This window comes from Humibacter ginsengisoli (assembly GCF_054780095.1).
In genome coordinates, this window is record NZ_BAAGWZ010000012.1 from 334274 (window position 1) to 354317 (window position 20044).

At 67.8% G+C, this 20044-nt stretch carries 16 protein-coding genes; 9 read left to right on the forward strand and 7 right to left on the reverse strand.

Annotated features, from left to right (window positions below):
• Positions 1-3: 3 nt before the first annotated feature.
• From ACYVI5_RS18640 to ACYVI5_RS18655, 4 genes are read right to left on the reverse strand one after another with little or no spacing between them, the layout of a single operon-like run.
• Entirely contained in the window at positions 4-1002 is a 999-nt protein-coding gene (locus ACYVI5_RS18640) for an ABC transporter permease (RefSeq protein WP_460581552.1), read from the reverse strand.
• Positions 999-1934 (reverse strand): ABC transporter permease, encoded by a 936-nt coding sequence (locus ACYVI5_RS18645; RefSeq protein WP_460535269.1) that lies wholly within the window; start codon positions 1932-1934, stop codon positions 999-1001. The genes ACYVI5_RS18640 and ACYVI5_RS18645 overlap by 4 nt, the downstream gene beginning before the upstream one ends.
• On the reverse strand, positions 1931-3775 hold the full coding sequence (locus ACYVI5_RS18650) for an ABC transporter ATP-binding protein (RefSeq protein WP_460581553.1): 1845 nt from the start codon (positions 3773-3775) through the stop codon (positions 1931-1933). The genes ACYVI5_RS18645 and ACYVI5_RS18650 overlap by 4 nt, the downstream gene beginning before the upstream one ends.
• Positions 3772-5427 carry an ABC transporter substrate-binding protein gene (locus ACYVI5_RS18655; RefSeq protein WP_460581554.1) on the reverse strand — a complete coding sequence of 552 codons (1656 nt, stop codon included), beginning with the start codon at positions 5425-5427 and terminating at the stop codon, positions 3772-3774. Before ACYVI5_RS18655 ends, ACYVI5_RS18650 begins: the two co-directional genes overlap by 4 nt.
• Before the next feature lie 112 nt (positions 5428-5539).
• Between ACYVI5_RS18655 and ACYVI5_RS18660 the strand changes: the two genes are divergently transcribed.
• The 7 genes from ACYVI5_RS18660 to ACYVI5_RS18690 all read left to right on the forward strand — a co-directional run bounded on the left by ACYVI5_RS18660 (position 5540) and on the right by ACYVI5_RS18690 (position 14164).
• Positions 5540-7543, forward strand: coding sequence for a M13 family metallopeptidase (locus ACYVI5_RS18660; RefSeq protein WP_460581555.1), 2004 nt, complete (start codon positions 5540-5542; stop codon positions 7541-7543).
• Positions 7544-7655: 112 nt separating this feature from the next.
• Positions 7656-8564 (forward strand): serine hydrolase, encoded by a 909-nt coding sequence (locus tag ACYVI5_RS18665; RefSeq protein WP_460581556.1) that lies wholly within the window; start codon positions 7656-7658, stop codon positions 8562-8564.
• A gap of 210 nt (positions 8565-8774) precedes the next feature.
• On the forward strand, positions 8775-9995 hold the full coding sequence (locus ACYVI5_RS18670; RefSeq protein WP_460535280.1) for a branched-chain amino acid ABC transporter substrate-binding protein: 1221 nt from the start codon (positions 8775-8777) through the stop codon (positions 9993-9995).
• Between the two features lie 129 nt (positions 9996-10124).
• Positions 10125-11153, forward strand: coding sequence for a branched-chain amino acid ABC transporter permease (locus ACYVI5_RS18675; RefSeq protein ID WP_460535282.1), 1029 nt, complete (start codon positions 10125-10127; stop codon positions 11151-11153).
• A complete protein-coding gene (locus ACYVI5_RS18680) occupies positions 11150-12424 on the forward strand; it encodes a branched-chain amino acid ABC transporter permease (protein WP_460581557.1) in 1275 nt (424 codons plus the stop codon). The genes ACYVI5_RS18675 and ACYVI5_RS18680 overlap by 4 nt, the downstream gene beginning before the upstream one ends.
• A complete protein-coding gene (locus ACYVI5_RS18685; protein ID WP_460581558.1) occupies positions 12421-13464 on the forward strand; it encodes an ABC transporter ATP-binding protein in 1044 nt (347 codons plus the stop codon). Before ACYVI5_RS18680 ends, ACYVI5_RS18685 begins: the two co-directional genes overlap by 4 nt.
• On the forward strand, positions 13448-14164 hold the full coding sequence (locus tag ACYVI5_RS18690) for an ABC transporter ATP-binding protein (RefSeq protein WP_460581559.1): 717 nt from the start codon (positions 13448-13450) through the stop codon (positions 14162-14164). Before ACYVI5_RS18685 ends, ACYVI5_RS18690 begins: the two co-directional genes overlap by 17 nt.
• 121 nt (positions 14165-14285) lie before the next feature.
• Here ACYVI5_RS18690 and ACYVI5_RS18695 read toward each other — a convergent pair whose 3' ends face one another.
• From ACYVI5_RS18695 to ACYVI5_RS18705, 3 genes are all read right to left on the reverse strand, one after another.
• Positions 14286-14984: a DUF4232 domain-containing protein gene (locus ACYVI5_RS18695; RefSeq protein WP_460581560.1), complete on the reverse strand. Its 699-nt coding sequence runs from the start codon at positions 14982-14984 to the stop codon at positions 14286-14288.
• 71 nt (positions 14985-15055) lie between these two features.
• On the reverse strand, positions 15056-15685 hold the full coding sequence (locus tag ACYVI5_RS18700) for a GNAT family N-acetyltransferase (RefSeq protein WP_460581561.1): 630 nt from the start codon (positions 15683-15685) through the stop codon (positions 15056-15058).
• A 50-nt stretch (positions 15686-15735) separates the two neighbouring features.
• A complete protein-coding gene (locus ACYVI5_RS18705) occupies positions 15736-17031 on the reverse strand; it encodes a glutamyl-tRNA reductase (RefSeq protein ID WP_460535292.1) in 1296 nt (431 codons plus the stop codon).
• Positions 17032-17154: 123 nt separating this feature from the next.
• Between ACYVI5_RS18705 and hemE the strand changes: the two genes are divergently transcribed.
• Positions 17155-18312 (forward strand): uroporphyrinogen decarboxylase, encoded by a 1158-nt coding sequence (hemE, locus tag ACYVI5_RS18710; protein ID WP_460581592.1) that lies wholly within the window; start codon positions 17155-17157, stop codon positions 18310-18312.
• Complete coding sequence (gene hemG / locus ACYVI5_RS18715; RefSeq protein WP_460581562.1) at positions 18309-20000, forward strand: protoporphyrinogen/coproporphyrinogen oxidase; 1692 nt, start codon at positions 18309-18311, stop codon at positions 19998-20000. The genes hemE and hemG overlap by 4 nt, the downstream gene beginning before the upstream one ends.
• The last annotated feature ends 44 nt before the right edge of the window (positions 20001-20044 follow it).

The window sequence follows — 20044 nt, forward strand, 5'->3', positions numbered from 1 at the left end:
GCTTCAGACGCCGGCCTTCACTCGTGGGTCGATGAAGCCGTAGACCAGGTCGACGATGAAGTTCGCGATCACGATGAGGAACGCCGCGAACAGCGTGAAGCCCACCACGAGCTGCAGGTCGAGCTGGTGCACGGCGTCGATGAGCAGCGCGCCGAGCCCCTGCATCGAGAACACCTTCTCGGCGATCACGGCACCGCCGAGCAGCGCCCCCAGGTCGAGCCCGAAGATCGTGACGACCGGGATGAGCGCGTTCCGCAGCCCGTGCCTGAGCACCACCCGCGGCTCGCGAAGGCCTTTGGCCCGTGCGGTGCGGATGTAGTCCTCGCCCATCGCCTCGATCATCTGGCCCCTGGTGAGCCTGGCGTAGATCGCCGAGGAGATGAACGCCAGCGTGAACCACGGCAGCAGCAGGTGCAGGAACCACTGCACCGGATCCTGGGTGAGCGGTATGTAACCGCCTGTCGGCAGCCATCCGAGGGTGAAACCGAACACCAGGATCGCCAGCAGGCCGACGAGATAGCTCGGCGCCGACACTCCCGCGATCGCCAGCGTCATCACGCTGCGATCCACGAACGTGCCGCGCTTCAAAGCCGAGATCACGCCGCCGGCCACGCCGATGATGAGCCACAGGATGGCCGCCCCCACCGCGATCGACGCCGTCACCGGAAAGCGCGACAGGATCAGGTCGGTGACAGCAGCGTTCTGCTGGAACGAGTAGCCGAAGCATGGTGCGGAGCACACGACGGCCGCCTCGCCGGAGCCGAACGTGCGGCCCACCACGATCCCGGAGAGGAAGTCCCAGAGCTGCTGCCACCACGGCAGATTCGTGCCCATGAACTCCTTCGCCCGCTCGAGGTTGTCGGGCGTGCACGGCTTGCCGCAGCTGAGTTGCGCGGGGTTCGTTGGCAACAGGTAGAAGATCGCGTACGTGATGGCGGCGACCACCAGCAGCACGACGACCATGCCGAGCAGGCGCAGGAGTATGAAGCGGAGCATCCTCATCGGCGGCGCGCCTTCGGGTCGAGCGCATCGCGCAGGCCGTCGCCCACGACATTGAACGCGAGGGTGATCAGGAACAGTGCGGCGCCGGGAAACACGAGGTACATCGCATCGGTCTGCACCCAGCCGACCGCGTCGCCGATCGTGCGGCCGAGGGAGGGCGTCGGCGGCGGAACGCCGACGCCGAGGAACGAGAGCGCCGCCTCGAACCCGATCATGCTGGGCACGAGGATGGTCGTGTAGACGATGATCGTGGCGGTCACGTTGGGCAGCACCTGGCTCAGCGCCACCCGCCACGGGCCTGCGCCCATCGCGGTGGATGCCACCACGAACGTGCGCTCGCGCAGCGACATCACCTGCCCCCGGATGACGCGCGAGATGGGCGGCCAGCCGAAGAAGCCGATCACGAGCACCATGAACAGCGGCCGCGGGAACGAGCTCGGCACGATCGCGGTGAGCGCGATGATGAAGATCAGCACCGGGAAGCCGAACATCACGTCGACGACGCGGCTGAGGACGCGGTCGTACCATCCGCCGAAGAAGCCGGTGGTGAGGCCGACGAGCACGCCGATCAGTACGGAGACGACGGTCGCGCTGACGCCGATGAGCAGCGAGGTGCGAGCGCCGTAGACCACGATCGAGAACAGGTCGCGGCCGGTGAGCGGCTCGACGCCGAACCAGTGAGACCAGCTGATGCCGCCGGCAGCGCCCTTCGGCGCCCCGGAGTCGTCGAGCAGGCTCAGATGGTAGGTGTACGGGTTCTGTCCGTTAATGCCGGTGATCAGCGGGGCGAAGATCCCGACCAGCACGAACACGACGATCGCCACGACTCCGGCGGTCGCCCACGGGTCGTGCGCGATACTGCGCACCACGTGCCCGAAGCCGGTCTTGCGTGAGACGACGGCCTCGCCCTCGACGGTGTTGGCGGTCGTCATCCCTCCTCCGTCCCCTCGCTCCGTGCACCGGCGACGGATGCCTGCAGCGCGGCCGCGTCGAGTCCGACCGGCTCCGCTTCGGCGTTCTCGACCTCCAGCCACGCCTCGCGGCGTCGCCGCTGCTCGCCGGGATCGGCCACCGGGGCCGCAGCGAGGAGGCGCAGCGTGTATGCCTGCGTCGGCGCGCTCAGCACCTGCTCGGTTGGCCCCGCCTCCACGAGCCGGCCGGCTCGCATCACGGCGACGGAGTCGGCCAGCTCTTGCACGACGGCGAGGTCGTGGCTGATGAACAGGCAGGCGAAGCCGATCTGCTCGCGCAGCTCGCCGAGCAGCTCGAGGATGCGCGCCTGTACGGAGACATCCAGCGCACTGGTCGGCTCGTCGGCGATGAGCAGCGACGGGCCGAGTGCCACAGCCCTCGCGATCGCGACGCGCTGGCGCTGTCCGCCCGAGAGTTCGTGCGGGTAACGGGAGGCGTACGAGCGCGGCAGTCGCACCGCCTCGAGAAGATCGGCGACCCGGGACCGGCGGGTGGCGGCATCCTGCGCGGTATGCAGCCGCAGCGGCTCGGCGATCGCCTGCCCGACGGTGTAGCGCGGATTCAGCGACGACGCCGGGTCTTGGAACACAAAGCCGACATCGCGCCGCACCCGGCGAAGGTCCTTGGCCGACGCCTTCGACAGCTCGACGCCCGCCACCGTGATCGAGCCGGAGGTGAGCGGCACGAGTCCGGCGAGGGCGCGGCCGAGCGTCGACTTGCCGGAACCGGACTCGCCGACCAGCCCGAGCGTCGTTCCCCGGGCGATCCCGATGCTCACGCCGTCGACCGCCGCCAGTGGCGGCCGCCCCCACGCGCCGCCGTAGGTGACGACGGCGCTCTGCACGTCGACGACCAGAGAGGTGGCTCGCGATCCGGCCTCACGCTCGCTCAGGTCGGCGTTCGCGTGGCCTCCGGACACGGCCGGCGACGAGAACTGCGAACTGAACGACGCACGTACGGCCGGCTCGGCGACCGCCTCGACCCGCAGTCGCTCCAGCCGCGGGACGGCCCCCAGCAGTTCGCGCGTGTATTCGGCATGCGGATGCGCGAACAGCTCGACGGCATCCGCGCGCTCCACGACCTCGCCAGCGCGCATCACCACGACGTCATCGGCGAGGTCGGCGACCACGCCCATGTCGTGTGTGATGAGCAGCACTGCCGTACCGACGGTGTCGCGCAGCGACCGGATCAACTCGAGGATGCCCGCCTGCACCGTGACGTCCAGCGCCGTCGTCGGCTCGTCCGCGATCAGCGCGACCGGCTCGCACGAGATCGCCATCGCGATCATCGCCCGCTGAAGCTGTCCGCCGGAGAGCTGGTGCGGGTACGAATGCGCGATGCGTCGCGGATCGGTGATGCCGACGGCCGTGAGCAACTCCCGTATCCGAGAGCGCAACTCGTGCCGCGGCGTGTGCGGGTGGTGCGCCCGTATCGCCTCGGCGATCTGCCACCCGATGCGGTACATCGGGTCGAACGCGCTCATCGGCTCCTGGAAGATCGTGCCGATCCGGTTTCCGCGCACCCTGCGGAGGCTGCGGGCATCCGCTCCGATCAGCTCCTCGCCCTGAAGCCGGATGCTCCCCGTCGCCCGCGCGCTGGCGGGCAGCAGCCCGAGTACCGACATGGCCGTCACGGACTTGCCCGAGCCGGACTCGCCGACGAGCGCGAGCACTCTGCCCTGGTGCAGCGTGAAGCTCACATCGTCGACGACCGTGCGTCTGGGCGCGTCGTGGCCGTCCTGGTCGGCGAACGAGACGGAGAGTCCGTCCACCGCCAGGACGTCCGGGTGGTGCTGGATCACTTGCTCAGCGTCACCTTGAGGTAGTTCGGGTACGCCGGGAACGAGGCGACGAAGAAGTTCTGCACGTTCGCGCCGCGCAGGAACGACTGCTTCGAGTACGTCAGCGGCACGACCGGTGCGTCCTGCATGATGCGCTTGTCGGCCTGTGCCCACAACGCCTCCGCCTTCGACGCGTCGACCTCACCGGTCGCCTGCGCGATCAGCTGGTCGACCTCCGGGTTGGAGTAGCGCGACAGGTTGTACCCGCCGCCACCGATCTGGCTCGAGGCGAACAGGGGCTGGATGTTGCCGTTCGCACTCGGGAAGTCGGGCTGCCACCCGCCCAGGATGAGGTCGTAGTCCGGGTTCGCCTCGGTCGTGGCCTCGGTGTACATCGTCAGCTCGTCCATGGGCTTGATCGTGACGGTGATGCCGGCCCGCTGGATGCCCTGCTGCAGCGCCTGCGCCTGCGCCTGGCTCGACGAGTCGTTCGCCGCCCACAGGGTGAGGTTCAGCCCCGTCGAGTGTCCGGCCTCCTTCAGCAGCTCCTTGGCCTTGGCGACGTTGCCGTCGTCACCCGACGGGTACAGGTTGTAGCTGACGCGCCCGGGGATGCCTGGCGTGATCAGCGTCGTCGCCCGGATGGCGGCCTGGCTGCCGCCCTGCGCGATGATGAAGGCCTTCGGGTCGACCGAGTACTCGATCGCCTGCCGCACCTTGAGGTCGGTGAGCGCCCCGCGCTGCGTGTTCATCGCCAGATAGTTGATCGGGCCGGCCTGCGAGGTGACCAGCCGCTTCTTGGCATCCGGATTCTTGTTCACCAGCGAAAGCTGCGCTGCGCCGAGGTAGTCGGACATGAATGACGTCTTGGCGCTGCCCACGTCGGAGATCAGGCTCTGCGCGCTGGTCGCGAGGTCCTGGCTCTCCTTGAACACGATCTCGTCCGGGCCGCCGGAGCGCACCGGGTCGGTCTTCGCGCTCCAGTACTTGTTGCGCACGAGCGTGAGCTGCGTGCCGTTCTTGTTCGACTGCACCTCGTACGGGCCGGACGCGACGGGCTTCTCGCCGTAGGTCTTCGGGTCGTCCTTCGCCTTCGGCACGGGGGCGAACGCCGGCATCGAGGCGATCCACGGCCAGTCGCCGTATGAGGAGTTGAGGTGGAAGACGATGGTCTTGGAGTCGGGAGTCTGGATCGACGCGAGGTCGCCGCCGGTGTACGGGCCCTTGTAGTCCGCGCCGCCGACGAGGAGCGACTTGTGGTAACTCAAGCCGCCGGAGAGTTCAGGGGCGAACGAGCGCTCGACGCCGTACTTGATGTCCTGAGAGGTGATGGGCGTGCCGTCGGAGAACTTCAGGCCGCTCTTCAGGGTGTACGTCCAGGTCTTGCCGCCGTCGCTGGCGACGCCGGTGTTCGTGGCGAGGTCGGGAACCACCTTCGCCGGTTTGCCCGGCTCGATGTCCCACGTGGTGAGCCGGCGTTCGATGAGCCCGAGAGTCGTGATCGCGAGGTTCTGGCTTTTCGCCGGATCGAGGTTGATCTGCGTCTGCTGCGTGAGGATGGTCAGTGTTCCGCCGGAGCTCGATGCACTGCCCGTGGAACCGGATGCCGTGCATCCGGTGAGCAGGAGCGCTGCGGCGGCCGCGACCGCGACCGCGCCCTTCAGGTGTTTCATTCTTCAACTCTCGTTCTCTAACCGCCTGGCTGTCGAATCGTGTGAACGTGTGTAGCACCCGGTAACTTCCCGTCGGCGCTGAACCCGTCGTTGCTCGCCTAATCTGGAAGACATGAGTGACGCGGCGCAGAAGCCGGCGCAGACGCCGGACGACGGGGCATCCGTTCTTGCCTCCGGCATCCTGATCGATGAGCTGGATGCTGGCATCCGGCCCCAGGACGACCTGTTCCGGCACGTGAACGGCAAGTGGACGACACGCACCGACATTCCCTCTGACAAGGCCAGGTGGGGATCGTTCATGATCCTCGCCGAGCAGTCGGAGAAGGCCGTAAGGGAGATCATCGACGACGCCCAGCACGCCGAGGAGGGCACAGAGGCGCGCAAGTTCGGCGACCTGTTCGCCAGCTTCATGGACACCGAGCGCATCGAGAAGCTCGGTATCTCGCCCGTGGAGTCGCGCCTGGCGCTGGCCGGAAACATCCGCTCCATTCCGCATCTGCTCGAAGCCATCGGACGCCTGGAGAAGAGCGGGCTCAGCGGTTTCTACCAGCTGTTCGTCGACAACGACCCCGGCGATCCGGAGCGCTACCTCGTGTTCGTCGAGCAGGGCGGCATCTCGCTGCCCGACGAGAGCTACTACCGCGAGCCGAAGTTCGCGTCGGTGCGTGCCGCCTTCCTCGCGCACGTGCAGCGCATGTTCGAGCTGGCGGGCGTGCCGGAGGCGCCGCGTCGCGCGCAGAACGTGTTCGACCTCGAGACCGACATCGCCAAGGCGCACTGGGACAACGTCGCCAGCCGCGACAGCGAGAAGACGTACAACCTCTACAACTGGAAGGATGCCGCCTCCCTGGCCAGCGGCGTCGATCTCGGCTCCTGGCTGAAAGCCCTCGGCGCTCCGGACGGCGCCTTCGACGAGGTGGTGCTGCGCCAGCCGAGCTTCACCGCCGGCCTCGGATCGTTGCTGCGCGAGCAGCGCCTGGCGCAGTGGCGAGACTGGCTGCGCTGGCGGGTGCTTCACGATGCGGCTCCGTACCTGAGCGGCGATTTCGTGAACCAGAACTTCGACTTCTACGGGCGCACCCTCACCGGTACGCCGAAGATCCGCGAGCGGTGGAAGCGCGGTGTGTCGCTGGTGGAGGGCGCGATGGGCGAGGCCGTCGGCCGCGTCTACGTCGAGCGCCACTTCCCGCCGGAGTCGAAGCGTCGCATGGACATCCTCGTCGGCAACCTGGTCGATGCGTACCGGCAGTCGATCCGCACGCTGGACTGGATGGGCGAGAAGACCCGAAACCGCGCGCTCGAGAAGCTGTCGAAGTTCACGCCGAAGATCGGCTACCCGGTCAAGTGGCGCGACTACTCCGGCCTGATGATCGATCCCACCGACCTGATGGGCAATGTGCGGCGCGCTGCGGAGTTCGAGTTCCGGCGCGAGCTCGACAAGATCGGCAAGCCGATCGACCGCGACGAGTGGTTCATGACGCCGCAGACGATCAACGCCTACTACAACCCGGGGTTCAACGAGATCGTGTTCCCTGCCGCGATGCTGCAGTACCCGTTCTTCGATCCGAACCGGGATGACGCTGCCAACTACGGAGCGATCGGCGCGGTGATCGGTCACGAGATCGGGCACGGATTCGATGACCAGGGTTCGAAGTTCGACGGCAACGGCAAGCTCGCCGACTGGTGGACGACGGATGACCGCCGTGCGTTCGAGAAGCGCACGCGGGCGCTGATCGCCCAGTACAACGCGCTCGCTCCCGCGCAGGTGCCGCAGTATCACGTGAACGGCGCGCTCACGATCGGCGAGAACATCGGCGATCTCGGCGGCCTCGGCATCGCCTGGAAGGCGTACCTGCTGTCGCTGAACGGTGCCGAACCCCCGGTGATCGACGGGCTGTCGGGCGCTGAGCGGTTCTTCCTCTCCTGGGCGCAGGCCTGGCAGCAGAAGAGCCGTGACGAGGAGGTCATCCGCCTGCTCGCGATCGACCCGCACTCGCCGAACGAGTTCCGGTGCAACCAGATCGTGCGCAACATCGACGCGTTCTACGACGCATTCGATGTGCAGCCGACGGATGCACTATGGCTATCCCCTGAGCACCGCGTGCACATCTGGTGACTCACGGCCCGGGGGGCTCGCGGCGTGGTTTGATGTAAGCACGCCAGGATGCCGCGACGGGGGACGCGGCATCCATTCCAGCAGCACGAAGCTTCGAGGACCGAACAAGACCGTGAGCGCCCCCGTCCAAGGCTCAGAACGCCGATCCAGGCATGGGGGCGGGCGACGTGGCAAACACCGCGGGCGCGAGCCAGGAGACAGCTTCGCCAGGGGCTTCGCGGCTCTCGGGGAGCTTGCGCTCGCCGGAGTGCAGGTATCCGCAAGGGCCATCGATCTCACGACCGGTGCCGTGCTGTTCTCGGTCGACGACCACGTCGTCATGCCTACCGCGTCGATCGGCAAGGTGCTGCTGCTCATCGAGGTGGCCGCGAGGCTCGAGGCGCGCGACACGAGCGCGCTGAGCCTCGTCGACCGGTTGGAGACGGATGCCGTCGGCGACTCCGGAATCTGGCAGCACCTTGTCGCTCCCTCGCTTCCGCTGGCCGATCTGGCGGCACTCGTCGGCGCGGCCAGCGACAACCTCGCCACGAATGTGCTGCTGCGCCGGGTGGGGCTCGAATCGGTGAGCGCGCGCACCGAACAGCTGGGTCTGCGTCAGACCGCGATGCTCGATCTGGTGCGCGACCATCGGGGACCGGATGACGCACCGCAGCTCTCCGTGGGAAGCGCCAAGGAGCTCACCTGGCTGTTCGCGTCGCTCGCCAGGGGCGAGGTCGTGGATGCCGGAACGAGCAAGCGCGTGGTGGGGTGGCTCTCGCTGAACCACGACCTCTCGATGGTGGCGAGCGCTTTCGGGCTCGACCCGCTGGCGCATCGCGGTCCGGACCACGGACTGCTGCTGATGAACAAAACGGGTGCCGACGCCGGTGTGCGCAGCGAGGTCGGCGTGCTGCGTGGTCCGAGGGCGGGCGTCGCGTACGTGGTGTCGACATCCTTCGACGACCGGGAACTGTCTGCACGGCTCGGAGTGCTCGACGGGATGCGCGCCGTCGGCCGCGACCTGCTCGAATACGTCCACTGAATCCTGGGGCGCTCTGGTGAGCGCTGCGATGCCGCTGGCAGGGCCCGACGTGGGAGCAAGGTCGCCTTATGTGTTCACTTTGTAAAGATTTGGCACAACACTGGCCCAATGCGTTGCGGGGGGTCTGAAGACTCGTCTACGGTTCAGGACATTGCAACCGTGCAAAGGGGCACAACCCGCCCCTGGCACAGGACCTGAAAGGCAACCTCCATGGCAACCAAGAGGATCATCGGAGCGCTGGCCGCGGCAGCGGCGGTCGCGCTCCTGACGGCCGGCTGTGTGAACCAGTCGTCGACCGGGGGATCCACCTCCAGCACCAGCAAAGTCGACCTGCCGGTCCAGACGTCGATCGACGTCTCGAAGAACGCCGTGCTTCCCGCGGGCGACGGCAAGGCGAAGTGCGACAGCAACCTGACGATCGGCTACATCGGCGCGGAGACCGGCCCGAACGCGCAGCTCGGCATCAACATCTTCAATGGCGTTCAGCTGGCGATCGACCAGCACAACAAGGCGAACCCGGGCTGCCAGGTGCAGTTCAAGAAGTTCGACACCGAGGGTGATCCCGGCAAGGCTCCCGGCGTCGTGACCCAGGCGGTGAATGAGTCCGACATCATCGGTGTCGTCGGCCTTCCGTTCTCCGGCGAGTCGAAGGCGACCGGCGGAATCTTCGAGCAGGCCGGCCTCGTGCACATCACGCCGTCTGCCACGAACCCGACGCTGACGCAGAACGGCTGGAAGACGTTCTTCCGTGCCCTGGGCAACGACAACGTGCAGGGTCCGGCGGCGGCGACCTTCGCGACCGACAAGCTGAAGGCCAAGAAGGTCTACGTGGTGCAGGATGACTCCGACTACGGCATCGGGCTCTCCACGGCCATCCAGAAGGCGCTCGGCTCCTCGGTCGCCGGAACCGACAAGGTGACCACCGGTCAGAAGGACTTCTCGGCCACGGTCAGCAAGATCATCAACGCGAAGCCCGACGCGGTGTTCTACTCCGGCTACTACGCCGAAGGTGCGCCGTTCGACCAGCAGCTGGTGAACAAGGGATACAAGGGCGTCTTCATCGGCCCCGACGGCGTGAAGGACGACCAGTTCATCAAGCTCGCAGGCAACGCGTCCGAGAACGCCTACTTCACCTGCCCCTGCATCCCGGGCGAGCTCATCAAGAGCTTCTCGGATGCCTACCAGTCGGCGTTCAACATGGCACCGGGAACGTACTCCGTAGAGGGCTACGACTCGGCGACCGTGCTGCTCTCCGGTATCGACAAGGGCAACACCGACCGTTCGAAGCTGCTCAACTGGGTGACGAACTACGACGCGGACGGCCTGAGCAAGCACCTCAAGTGGGACTCCACGGGTGAGCTCGCGAAGTCCGCGGTGTTCGGGTACAAGGTCGACAACGGCAAGATCGTGTCGGTCGGAGCGATCGGCTAGTCGCGCCGTTCACGTGAAGGCCGCGTCGTGGGGCGTTTCCAATCCGCTCCACGACGCGGCCATGCTTGACCCGAAACAGCCGGACCCCCACGACGTGGTCGGGGTTCGACACGGCACCGGAAGAACCACATGCTCGCCACCCTCCTCGCCCTGCCGGCGGCTCTGCCGGCATCCGTCCACGCCGATAACAGCTGGATCAACTTCGACGTCGGCTCCCTCGTTCAGAATTTCTGGCCAGCGACCTTCGACGGTCTCACCTTCGGCGCCATCTACGCGCTGGTGGCTCTCGGCTACACGCTCGTCTACGGCGTTCTGAACCTCATCAACTTCGCGCACTCCGAGGTGTTCATCATGGGGTGCTACGGCGTCGTCGCGACGCTGACCACGCTCGGTTTCGGGCCGAACCCGCCGAACCTCTCGATCTGGGCGATCATCGCGAACCTCCTGCTGGCGATGATCGTCGGCATGGTGTTCTCGGTCGTGACCGCGTTCATCATCGAGCGGGTCGCCTACCGGCCGCTACGGCGGCGCGGCGCGTCGAGGCTGGCGTTCCTGATCACCGCGATCGGCGCATCCTTCTCGATCCAATACATCATCTTCCTGGTGCGCGGGTCGAACGCGGAGCCGGCCGTGACGATGTTCATCCCGACGCCGGTGTTCCAGGTGTTCGGTGCGATCATCGACAGCCAGCAGCTGACGATCATCATCGCCGCCATCGTGATGATGGTCGCGACGGACCAGTACATCCGGCGCTCCCGGGTGGGTCGCGGCATTCGTGCCGTGGCACAGGATCCCGACACGGCGACGCTGATGGGCGTCAACAAGGACCGCATCATCGTCACCACGTTCGTGATCGGCGGCATCCTCGCCGGAGCGGCGGCGCTGTTCTACGTGATGAAGGTGCCGAGCGGCGTCATCTACAACGGCGGTTTCGTGCTCGGCATCAAGGCGTTCGCCGCCGCAGTGCTCGGCGGAATCGGCAACGTGCGGGGCGCCCTGCTGGGCGGACTGCTGATCGGCGTGATCGGCAACTACGGTCAGCTGTTGCTCGGCGACTCGCAGTGGACCGACGTCGTCGCGTTCATCGTGCTGGTGCTCGTGCTGCTGGTGCGTCCGTCCGGCTTGCTCGGGCAGTCCCTTGGAAGGAGCCGCGCATGAGCGCCATCGGAGGCGGCACGCCCATGCCGACCGCTCGCAAGTCGCAGCAGCTGGTTGCGGAGGAGTCGTTCGGCGGCCGCCGGCAGTTCCTCGGCGGCTGGCGTCGCCGGTGGAACCGCATGGCGCGCTGGCAGCAGTGGCTGTTCCTCGCCATCGTGCTGGCCGCGGTCTACTACCTTCCGGTCGCCAACCCGTGGCTGATCACGACGGAGCCCGGGAACGACTTCCCGATCTCGTGCTTCCAGATGGCGGTGTACGCGCTGGTGGCGGTGGGCCTGAACGTCGTGATCGGATTCGCCGGCCTGCTCGACCTCGGATACATCGCGTTCTTCGCGATCGGGTCGTATACGGCGGCGTTCTTCACCTCGCCAGACTCGACGGCGATCCACATCCCGTACCTGTGGACGCTCCCGCTCGCCATCGGCATCGCCATGGTGTTCGGCGTGGCACTCGGCCTGCCCACACTGCGGCTGCGCGGTGACTACCTGGCCATCGTGACGCTGGGGTTCGGTGAGATCATCCGCATTCTGGCCACGATCATCCCCGCCGCTCGCGGGCAGGTCGGGTTCCAGGAGGTCGGGCATCCGCCGGGAACGGATGCCCAGGGTCACGCCGTCTTCTCGGCATCGAACGGCACCCCCTGGTACTGGCTGGCGGTGACGGTCATCGTGATCATCCTCATGTTCGTCGGCAACCTCGAGCGCAGCCGGGTGGGCCGCGCCTGGATCGCCATCCGCGAAGACGAGGACGCCGCCGAGATCATGGGCGTTCCGACGTTCAAGTTCAAGCTGTGGGCGTTCGCGATCGGCGCAGGCATCGGCGGTCTCTCAGGAGCGCTCTTCGCCGGGCAGGTGAGCTTCGTGAACAACCAGAAGTTCGACGTGGCCACCTCGATCCTGTTCGTCGCGGCCGTCGTGCTCGGCGGCTCCGGCAACAAGGTCGGCGCCATCCTGGGCGGCGCGATCGTTGCGTACATCCCGCTGCGGTTCACCGCCATCGCGGACTGGAAGTACCTCATCTTCGGCGTGCTGCTGATCGTCATGATGATCTTCCGTCCGCAAGGCCTGATCGCGGCCAAGTCCCACCTGCTCACCTACTCGCGCCTGGTGGCAGACAAGGTGCGAGAGCTGAAGGAGGCACGCACGAAACCCGGCGGCCGCGCGAACCCCGGCGACGATGGGGAGGCGACAGCCGTGTGGCGTGCTCGCCCCGAGGGTGCTCCCGTCACGGGTGTCGTTCCGACCGACACCAGGGACGGAGGTGCCGAATGAGCGAGAAGAACGACGCGACACGCGACGAGCGGCCGGAACGCGTCCCCGTCGAGCACGATCCGAATCTCGGGGCGCTGCCGGAGCCCGTGCCGAACGCAGGCCCGGACGATGCCGACCTGACCGACGTCGGGCCCGACCCGACGCCGGAGGCCGACGCGGATATTCCAGCCGAGGAGGAGAACGCGGCGACGCTCGCCGAGGCCGGGGTTGATGCGGAGCTCGCCGAAGCAGCGGCGCCGGACCGGGAGATCACCGTCGGGGTCGGTGAGAAGCTCGTAGAGGTCAAGGCGGTCACGGTGAAGTTCGGTGGCCTGACGGCTCTCGACGACGTGACGTTCCACATCAACCGCGGTGAGATCCTCGGGCTGATCGGGCCGAATGGAGCGGGCAAGACGACGGCGTTCAACGCCATGACCGGCGTCTACCGTCCGACCAGCGGCGACGTGCTCATGGAGGGCGCATCGATCAAGGGCAAGAAGCAGCACAAGATCACCAGGGCGGGCCTCGCGCGCACGTTCCAGAACATCCGCCTGTTCGGCGAGATGACGGCACTGGAGAACGTCGTGGTGGGCCTGGATGCCCGCCACCGCACGAGCGTGCCAGGTGCCCTGGTGCGCAGCCCGCGCCACTACCGCGAGGAGAAGTCGTCGGTGGAGCGTGGTCTCGCCCTGCTCGAATTCGTCGGCATCGCGGATTCCGCTGACACCCTGTCGCGTCACCTGCCTTACGGCAGCCAGCGCAGGCTGGAGATCGCGCGGGCGCTGGCGACGGACCCGAAGGTGCTCTGCCTGGACGAGCCGGCCGCCGGCTTCAACCCGGCGGAGAAGGAGCAGCTGATGGAGCTCATCCGCACCATCCGCGCCGACGGCTACACCGTGCTGCTCATCGAGCACGACATGAAACTCGTGATGGGAGTCTGCGACCGCATCGTGGTGCTGGAGTTCGGAAAGAAGATCGCGGACGGATCGCCCGCCGAGGTGCGCAACGACCCTCGCGTGATCTCCGCCTACCTGGGAGAGCCCGATGACGACGCTGCTTGAACTGAACGATGTCGTGGTCTCCTATGGCCGCATCGAGGCGCTGCACGGTCTGTCGTTCACCGTCGAGGAGGGCGAGATCGTCTCGCTCATCGGTGCGAACGGCGCGGGCAAGACCACGACGATGAAGGCGATCTCCGGCCTGCTGAACCTGACCAAGGGGTCCATCCGGTTCGACGGTCAGGACATCACGAGGACGAAGGCGCACATCCGGGTCGCGAACGGCATCTCGCAATCGCCAGAGGGTCGCGGGATCTTTCCCGGGATGACCGTGCTCGAGAACCTGGACATGGGCACGTACGCCCGCAAGGACCGGACGGGTGTCAAGGCCGACTTGGAACGGGTGTTCGCGCTCTTCCCCCGGCTGGAGGAACGCAAGACGCAGACCGGAGGCACCATGTCGGGCGGCGAGCAGCAGATGCTCGCGATCGGACGGGCGCTGATGGGCCGGCCACGGCTCCTGCTGCTCGACGAGCCGTCAATGGGTCTCGCCCCGCAGTTCATCAAGCAGATCTTCCGCATCATCACCGAGATCAACGAGCAGGGCACCACGATCCTGCTCGTCGAGCAGAACGCGAATCAGGCTCTCGCGCGCGCCCACCGCGCGTTCGTGCTGGAGACCGGAACGATCACGCACAGCGGAACGGGCAGGGAGCTGCTGACGAACTCGGCCATCAAGGAGGCCTACCTCGGCGTGGCCTGATACCCGCACCGCCGGTTGGTTTCGTCCAAGTCGCTCAGATGGCCCTGAAGATCCGCCCAAAAGGGGCCATCTGCGCGACTTGAACCGTGGAGTGCGGCGTCTGAGAAGATATCGGCGACTCCTAGTGCGGGGAGACGGGGGAGACCACCGTGAGCAGATGCACCTTGTCGTTCTGACACGCGGTGAGGCTGGCATCTTTCACGAAGACCGACTTCGTGGAGTGCGGTGGGTAGACGCGAAAGCCGTCGGCGGCAAGCGGCTGGCATTGGCTCGAGCTGTAGTTGCCCGCCTGCACGATGCGCAGGTTCGCGGCGACGGCGGAGCCCGGCTGCAGAGTGTTCTGCACGATCGGCTTGGACTGGTCCCAGTCGGCCGCAGCGCCGAGTTGTGTTCCGTTCCCCTTGCCCACGAACGAGACACCGGGGAAGCCATGCAGCTCGCACGGCTTCGACGACGTGTTCGTGAAGACGATCGGCACGTAGTCGCTTCCGGCCGCGCCGCTGAACGAGCCGAGCGTCACGGAGAGGTCGCTCACTGAGCACGTCGCCACCGCACCGGATGTCTGCGTCGGCGTCGGTGTGCTGCTGTGCGTCGGAGTCGGGCTGGATGTCGTCACAGTCGGGCTCGACGTCGGCGTGACCTTGCCGCTCTGGGCGTAGACGAGCGAGGCGACCACGATGATGAGCACCACGACCACGATGGCCAGCACGATGATGGCAACCGTGCGCCCGCGGATGCCCCGGTTCGGTCCATCGGGACCGCCGGACCCACCGCCATCCGCGTCGCCGAACGGCTCGGGGAATCCCTGCTGATCGCTCATCCACCCATGGTGCACGGATGCCGGTCACGACCGGGGCAGGCGCGCGCGAATGTCCCTTCGAGAGCCCGGAGTCAGGCGGTAATGGCCTGCGTTGCCGCGAACTCGCGATCCAGCAGGCCGAAGATGGCGACGTCGCGCCACTCGCCGTCCACATGGTCGCGGTCGCGCAGCAGTGCCTCGCGGGTCATCCCGAGAATCTCGCACAGCCGAGCGGATGCCTCGTTCGCGGCATCCAGCTCCGCGTACACGCGGTGCGCGCCAAGCTCGTCGAACGCCACCTTCAGCAGCGCCGTGGCCGCCTCCGTGGCGAAGCCGCGCCCGTGCACTGCCGGATGGAACACCCAGCCGATCTCGACCTGGGCATCCTTCGCGCTCTTCACGAACAGGCTGACGTCCCCGATCACACGGTGCTCATCGGAGCCATCCGTCGCGCACAACTCGACCGCGAAGATGAGGCCGTCGCCGTCGTGCGCCAGTCGCTGAAGTGCGATGCGCTTCTCGAGGTTCTTCGCCGGCTCGTCGTGGTCGTGTACCTCCCAGCGCAGGTAGCGCACGACATCGGTGCGCTTCTGGTAGTTCGCGCTGCGGCTCTCCAGATCGCTCTTCGTCAGCGGTCGCAGTCGCAACCGCTCGGTGGAGATCTCCCGCGTCTCGAAGGGCAGAGCCAGCAGACCGGCGTCGTTCGTCGTCTCGGAAGTCATGTGTTGTTGAAGTCCCCTCGTCGTCTCTGACGGCATCCGAGTCGCTCGGATCAGGATGCCTGGCCCTCGTCCGCAACGATACGCAGGGTCGGCCGCGCTTCCGAATCGAGCCCGAAGACGGCGTTCACGCCCTCGATGAAAGCGTCCGCGTCGCCGTCGCGCGACAGCTCGCGGGCTCGTACGGACGGCGTGTGCAGCAGAACCCCGACCAGGTGCCGCAGCGCTGCCTCGGTCTGCTCCGCCTGCTCCGGTGAGCCGCTGCGCCGCCTGGCACGTTCGATCTCCGCCTCGAGCAGGCCGAACACGTGCGTGCGCAGGGCGACCACGGCGGGCTCGGCTTCGCGCTCGTCGCCCTTGGCCGCGAACTCCGCCGCGGCGTCACCGACTATCGTTCGGGCGCGGTCGGTCGCGGTGAAGTCCTCGAGCGGCGCGTGCAGACCGATCGTCTCGAGGTCGAGCAGTTCGGTGCCGGTCACCCACGCCACGTCGCGGTCGACATTGCGAGGCAGCCCGAGATCGATCACGAGACGGTGCACCACGGCATCCGGCCGATGACTGGCCTGCTCGACGAGTTCGCGGTCGAGCAGCACGGTCGGGGCGACGCTGCACGTCACCACGAGCTCGGCCGCAGCCACCGCCTCGACGAGTCCGTCGCGCTCCACCGCTTCGATGTCGTGCTTCACGGCGAACGCCTGTGCGCGTCCGGTACGCGACCACACCCGAACGTTCTCGGCGCCGCGGTCGCGGAGCGCTTTCAGGGTCGTGGCCGCGTAGTTGCCTGTGCCGACCAGCAGGATGTTCGCGCTCGCCCAGTCCGCGATCCGGCTCGCGGCGAGCTCCAGGGCGAGTCGCACGATCGACCTACCGGCCGAGCCGACCTTCGTGCCGTTCTTCACCTCGCGCGAGACCCGCGACGCGTTTTGGAACAGCCGCTCCAGGTCGCTCGTCGCGCTGCCGTGCCTGCGCGCCTTCTCGAGCGCCCGGCGCACCTGGCCCGCAATCTCGCCCTCGCCCACGACGAGCGACTCGAGGCCGCTGGCCACGGAGAACAGGTGGTCGGCGACGCCATGGTCGCGGACCACCGTGGTGGATGCCCTCAGCTCTTCGGGCGCGACGCCGGTGGCGTCGCCGATGGTGGCGAGCGCGAGGCGCGCGGCATCGGCAGCGGCGGCATCCGTCACGTCGAGGTAGGCCTCGAACCGGTTGCAGGTGGCCAGCACGACGGACCCCGCGAAGGCATCCGTGCGCGCTCGCAGTGCCGCGTCGACGTCACCCGCGTGCCGTTCGAGCCGCTCGAGCAATTCGAAGTCGGCCGTGCGATGGCTCGCGGTGAAGCAGAGAAGCACGCGTTCGATGGTACGCCGGTGTCTCTGTGTATTCGGACGGCGGGACATCCAGCGACGGATGGGACAATCGAGCGTGTGACGTCACCCGAACCGGCCGCGCCATCCGAGCCGACCGCGCAGCACATGCAGAGCAGGCAGACGACCGAGGATTCGCAGGCACTTGCGGCGGAGCATCCGCTCGTCGCAGGGCTCACGTCCAGGTCGCCGCTCATCACCGCCTACTCGGGCCGTCGTCCCGCCGTGCTGCCCGTGTGGTTCATGCGTCAAGCCGGCCGCTCCCTGCCCGAGTACCGTGAGCTGCGCATCGGGACGAGCATGCTGGATGCCTGCCTCGACCCCGCGCTCGCCAGCGAGATCACGCTGCAGCCGGTGCGCAGGCACCGGGTCGACGCCGGCATCTTCTTCAGCGACATCGTCGTGCCGCTCAAGGCGGCCGGGGTCGACATCGACATTGTGCCTGGCAAGGGGCCGGTGCTCGGCGCCCCCGTGCGGACGGCGGCAGACATCGCTGCGCTGCCGACCCTCGACCCGGATGCTCTCGCCCCCGTGGCGGAGGGCGTGCGGCAGACGGTCAGCGGTCTCGCCGAGCTCGGACACACTCCGCTGATCGGATTCGCCGGCGCACCATTCACGCTCGCTGCATACCTTGTCGAGGGCGGTCCGTCGAAGGATCACATTCGCGCGCGCACGCTCATGCACGCGGATCCGGATGCCTGGCACGCCCTGATGGCCTGGGCCGCCGACGTGACGGGCACGTTCCTCCGCACCCAGGTGCTGGCCGGGGCCAGCGCGGCGCAGCTCTTCGACTCGTGGGCCGGTGCGCTGTCGCTGGAGGATTACACGCGGCATGTCGCACCGGCATCCGCTCGGGCGCTTTCGTACGTGCGCGACCTCTCGTATCCCGATCCGGACGAGCCATCCGACCCGGTGACCGGGATGCTCGTCAGGCGCAACGTGCCGATCGTGCACTTCGGCGTCGGCACCAGCGAGCTGCTGAGGGCCATGCACGACATCGGCACCGACGTCGTCGGCGTCGACTACCGGGTGCCGCTCGACGAGGCGAGCAGGCGGCTGGGCAACATCGTTCCGCTGCAGGGCAACATCGACCCCGCCTACCTGGACGCCCCGTGGCCGATCATCGAGGCGCACGTGCGCGACGTGGTCGAGCGCGGGCGCAGCGCTCCGTCGCATGTCGTCAACCTCGGACACGGTGTGCCGCCCGAGACGGACCCGGCCGTTCTCACCCGCATCGTCGAACTCGTGCACAGGTTGCCGGCATGAGCCCACGGAGCACCCGACGCGCGGGCGGATCCGACCTGGCGTCGCTTTCGCCGGAGCAGGAGCGCAGGGTTCGCGAGGCGCTCGAGCACGCGATCAGCGACGAGCCGACCCGCGTCGTCGTCATCGGCGGAGGCGCAGCGGGGCTGGTGGCCGCACGGGAGACCGCGCGGCCCGGCTTCGAGGTGACCGTGCTGGAGGAACGTCAGGAACTCGGCGGGAGCGTCGCGCGGCACGAGGTCGCAGGCGTCCAGCTGGATGCCGGCGCCGAGAGCTTCGCCACCCGCGGCGGTCACGTGGCCGAGCTGCTCGAGGAGCTCGGGCTCACCGACGACGTGGTGTCCCCGCTGGCCGCGGGTGCCTGGCTTCAACTACCTGGACGAGCAGTGCCGATGCCGAAGGCAGGGCTGCTCGGCATCCCGAGCTCGCCGCTGGCGAGCGACGTTATCGCCGCGATCGGCTGGGGCGGCGCGTTCCGTGCGTACCTCGACCGGCTGATGCCCGTGCTCAAGATCGGCGAGGAGCGCAACCTCGGGGTGCTCGTGCGACGCCGCATGGGGGAGTCCGTGCTGCAGAACCTGGTCGCTCCGGTCACCACGGGCGTGTACTCGGCGTCGCCCGACGAACTCGACGTGGCCGTCGCCGCGCCCGGCCTCAACGCGGCCATCACCCGCACCGGCTCGCTCTCCGGCGGCGTCTCGATTCTGCGGGAGAATGCGAAGGCCGGCTCCGCGGTCGGCGGACTCGTCGGCGGCATGGCCAGGCTCATCGACGTGCTGGCGGCGGATGCCCGTGCCCGCGGCGCCGTGTTGCGCACCGGGTCGAAGGTGGTCGGGTTGCGTCCCGGCGGGGAGGACGAAGCCGACCGATCTGCGGATGCCGGCGGGACGCAGGAGCATGCGTCCCGCGCGGACACCGAGGCGCTCGCCGCATCCGTCGATGCGGCCTTCGGAGACGCACGTGGGGAATCGGTGAGCACCGCGGCGCCAGCACAACCGCCGCCACGGCCGGGCCGGTGGCTGGTACAGCTCGCCGACGGGGAGACGCTCGACGCCGACGTCGTGCTGGTGGCGGCACCAGCGGAGGCGGCGCTGTCGCTGCTGGCACGGGCATCCGATTCGCTGACGTCACTCGCCGAGCTGAATTGGCCGAACCCGTCGACGGTCGACATCGTGACGCTCGTGGTGGACGATTCGCGCCTCGACTCAGCGCCCCGCGGCACCGGGATGCTCGTGGCAGAGACCGTGTCGCAGAGCCAGGTAGCCGCGAAGGCGCTGACGCACGTCACCGCGAAGTGGCAGTGGGTCGCGCAGCAGCTCCCCGCCGGCCGCCATGTGCTCCGGCTGTCGTACGGACGGGCCGGATCGCCCAGCCCGCTGGCGGGAATGGACGAGCAGGGCATCCGCTTGCGCGCTATCGCCGACGCGTCAACCCTCTTGAATATTCCGCTAGCGGAATCTAGTGTCGTCGGATCGGACGCAGTGCGCTGGACGAACGCTCCTCCCGTTGCCGCGCAAGGGCAGCGAGAGCGAATCGACCGGGTGCGCAGCGCGGTAGAAGGGGTGGAAGGACTCGAGGTGACGGGCTCTTGGCTGACGGGAACCGGGCTCGCATCGGTGGTTCCGGATGCCCGCAAGGCCGCCGAACGCATCCGCGCACTACGCTGGAAGACGCTGACCGGCAACGGCTGATCGGGCGATCGGTCGGTGTGAACATCGAGCGTCGTAAGACGAAC

Coding starts and splice junctions, on each gene's coding strand:
- ACYVI5_RS18655 (WP_460581554.1), bottom strand. CDS start 5,427: ATGAAACACCTGAAGGGCGCGGTCGCGGTCGCGGCCGCCGCAGCGCTC.
- ACYVI5_RS18640 (WP_460581552.1), bottom strand. CDS start 1,002: ATGAGGATGCTCCGCTTCATACTCCTGCGCCTGCTCGGCATGGTCGTC.
- ACYVI5_RS18690 (WP_460581559.1), top strand. CDS start 13,448: ATGACGACGCTGCTTGAACTGAACGATGTCGTGGTCTCCTATGGCCGC.
- ACYVI5_RS18695 (WP_460581560.1), bottom strand. CDS start 14,984: ATGAGCGATCAGCAGGGATTCCCCGAGCCGTTCGGCGACGCGGATGGC.
- ACYVI5_RS18700 (WP_460581561.1), bottom strand. CDS start 15,685: ATGACTTCCGAGACGACGAACGACGCCGGTCTGCTGGCTCTGCCCTTC.
- ACYVI5_RS18675 (WP_460535282.1), top strand. CDS start 10,125: ATGCTCGCCACCCTCCTCGCCCTGCCGGCGGCTCTGCCGGCATCCGTC.
- ACYVI5_RS18680 (WP_460581557.1), top strand. CDS start 11,150: ATGAGCGCCATCGGAGGCGGCACGCCCATGCCGACCGCTCGCAAGTCG.
- hemE (WP_460581592.1), top strand. CDS start 17,155: ATGCAGAGCAGGCAGACGACCGAGGATTCGCAGGCACTTGCGGCGGAG.
- ACYVI5_RS18645 (WP_460535269.1), bottom strand. CDS start 1,934: ATGACGACCGCCAACACCGTCGAGGGCGAGGCCGTCGTCTCACGCAAG.
- ACYVI5_RS18670 (WP_460535280.1), top strand. CDS start 8,775: ATGGCAACCAAGAGGATCATCGGAGCGCTGGCCGCGGCAGCGGCGGTC.
- hemG (WP_460581562.1), top strand. CDS start 18,309: ATGAGCCCACGGAGCACCCGACGCGCGGGCGGATCCGACCTGGCGTCG.
- ACYVI5_RS18660 (WP_460581555.1), top strand. CDS start 5,540: ATGAGTGACGCGGCGCAGAAGCCGGCGCAGACGCCGGACGACGGGGCA.
- ACYVI5_RS18685 (WP_460581558.1), top strand. CDS start 12,421: ATGAGCGAGAAGAACGACGCGACACGCGACGAGCGGCCGGAACGCGTC.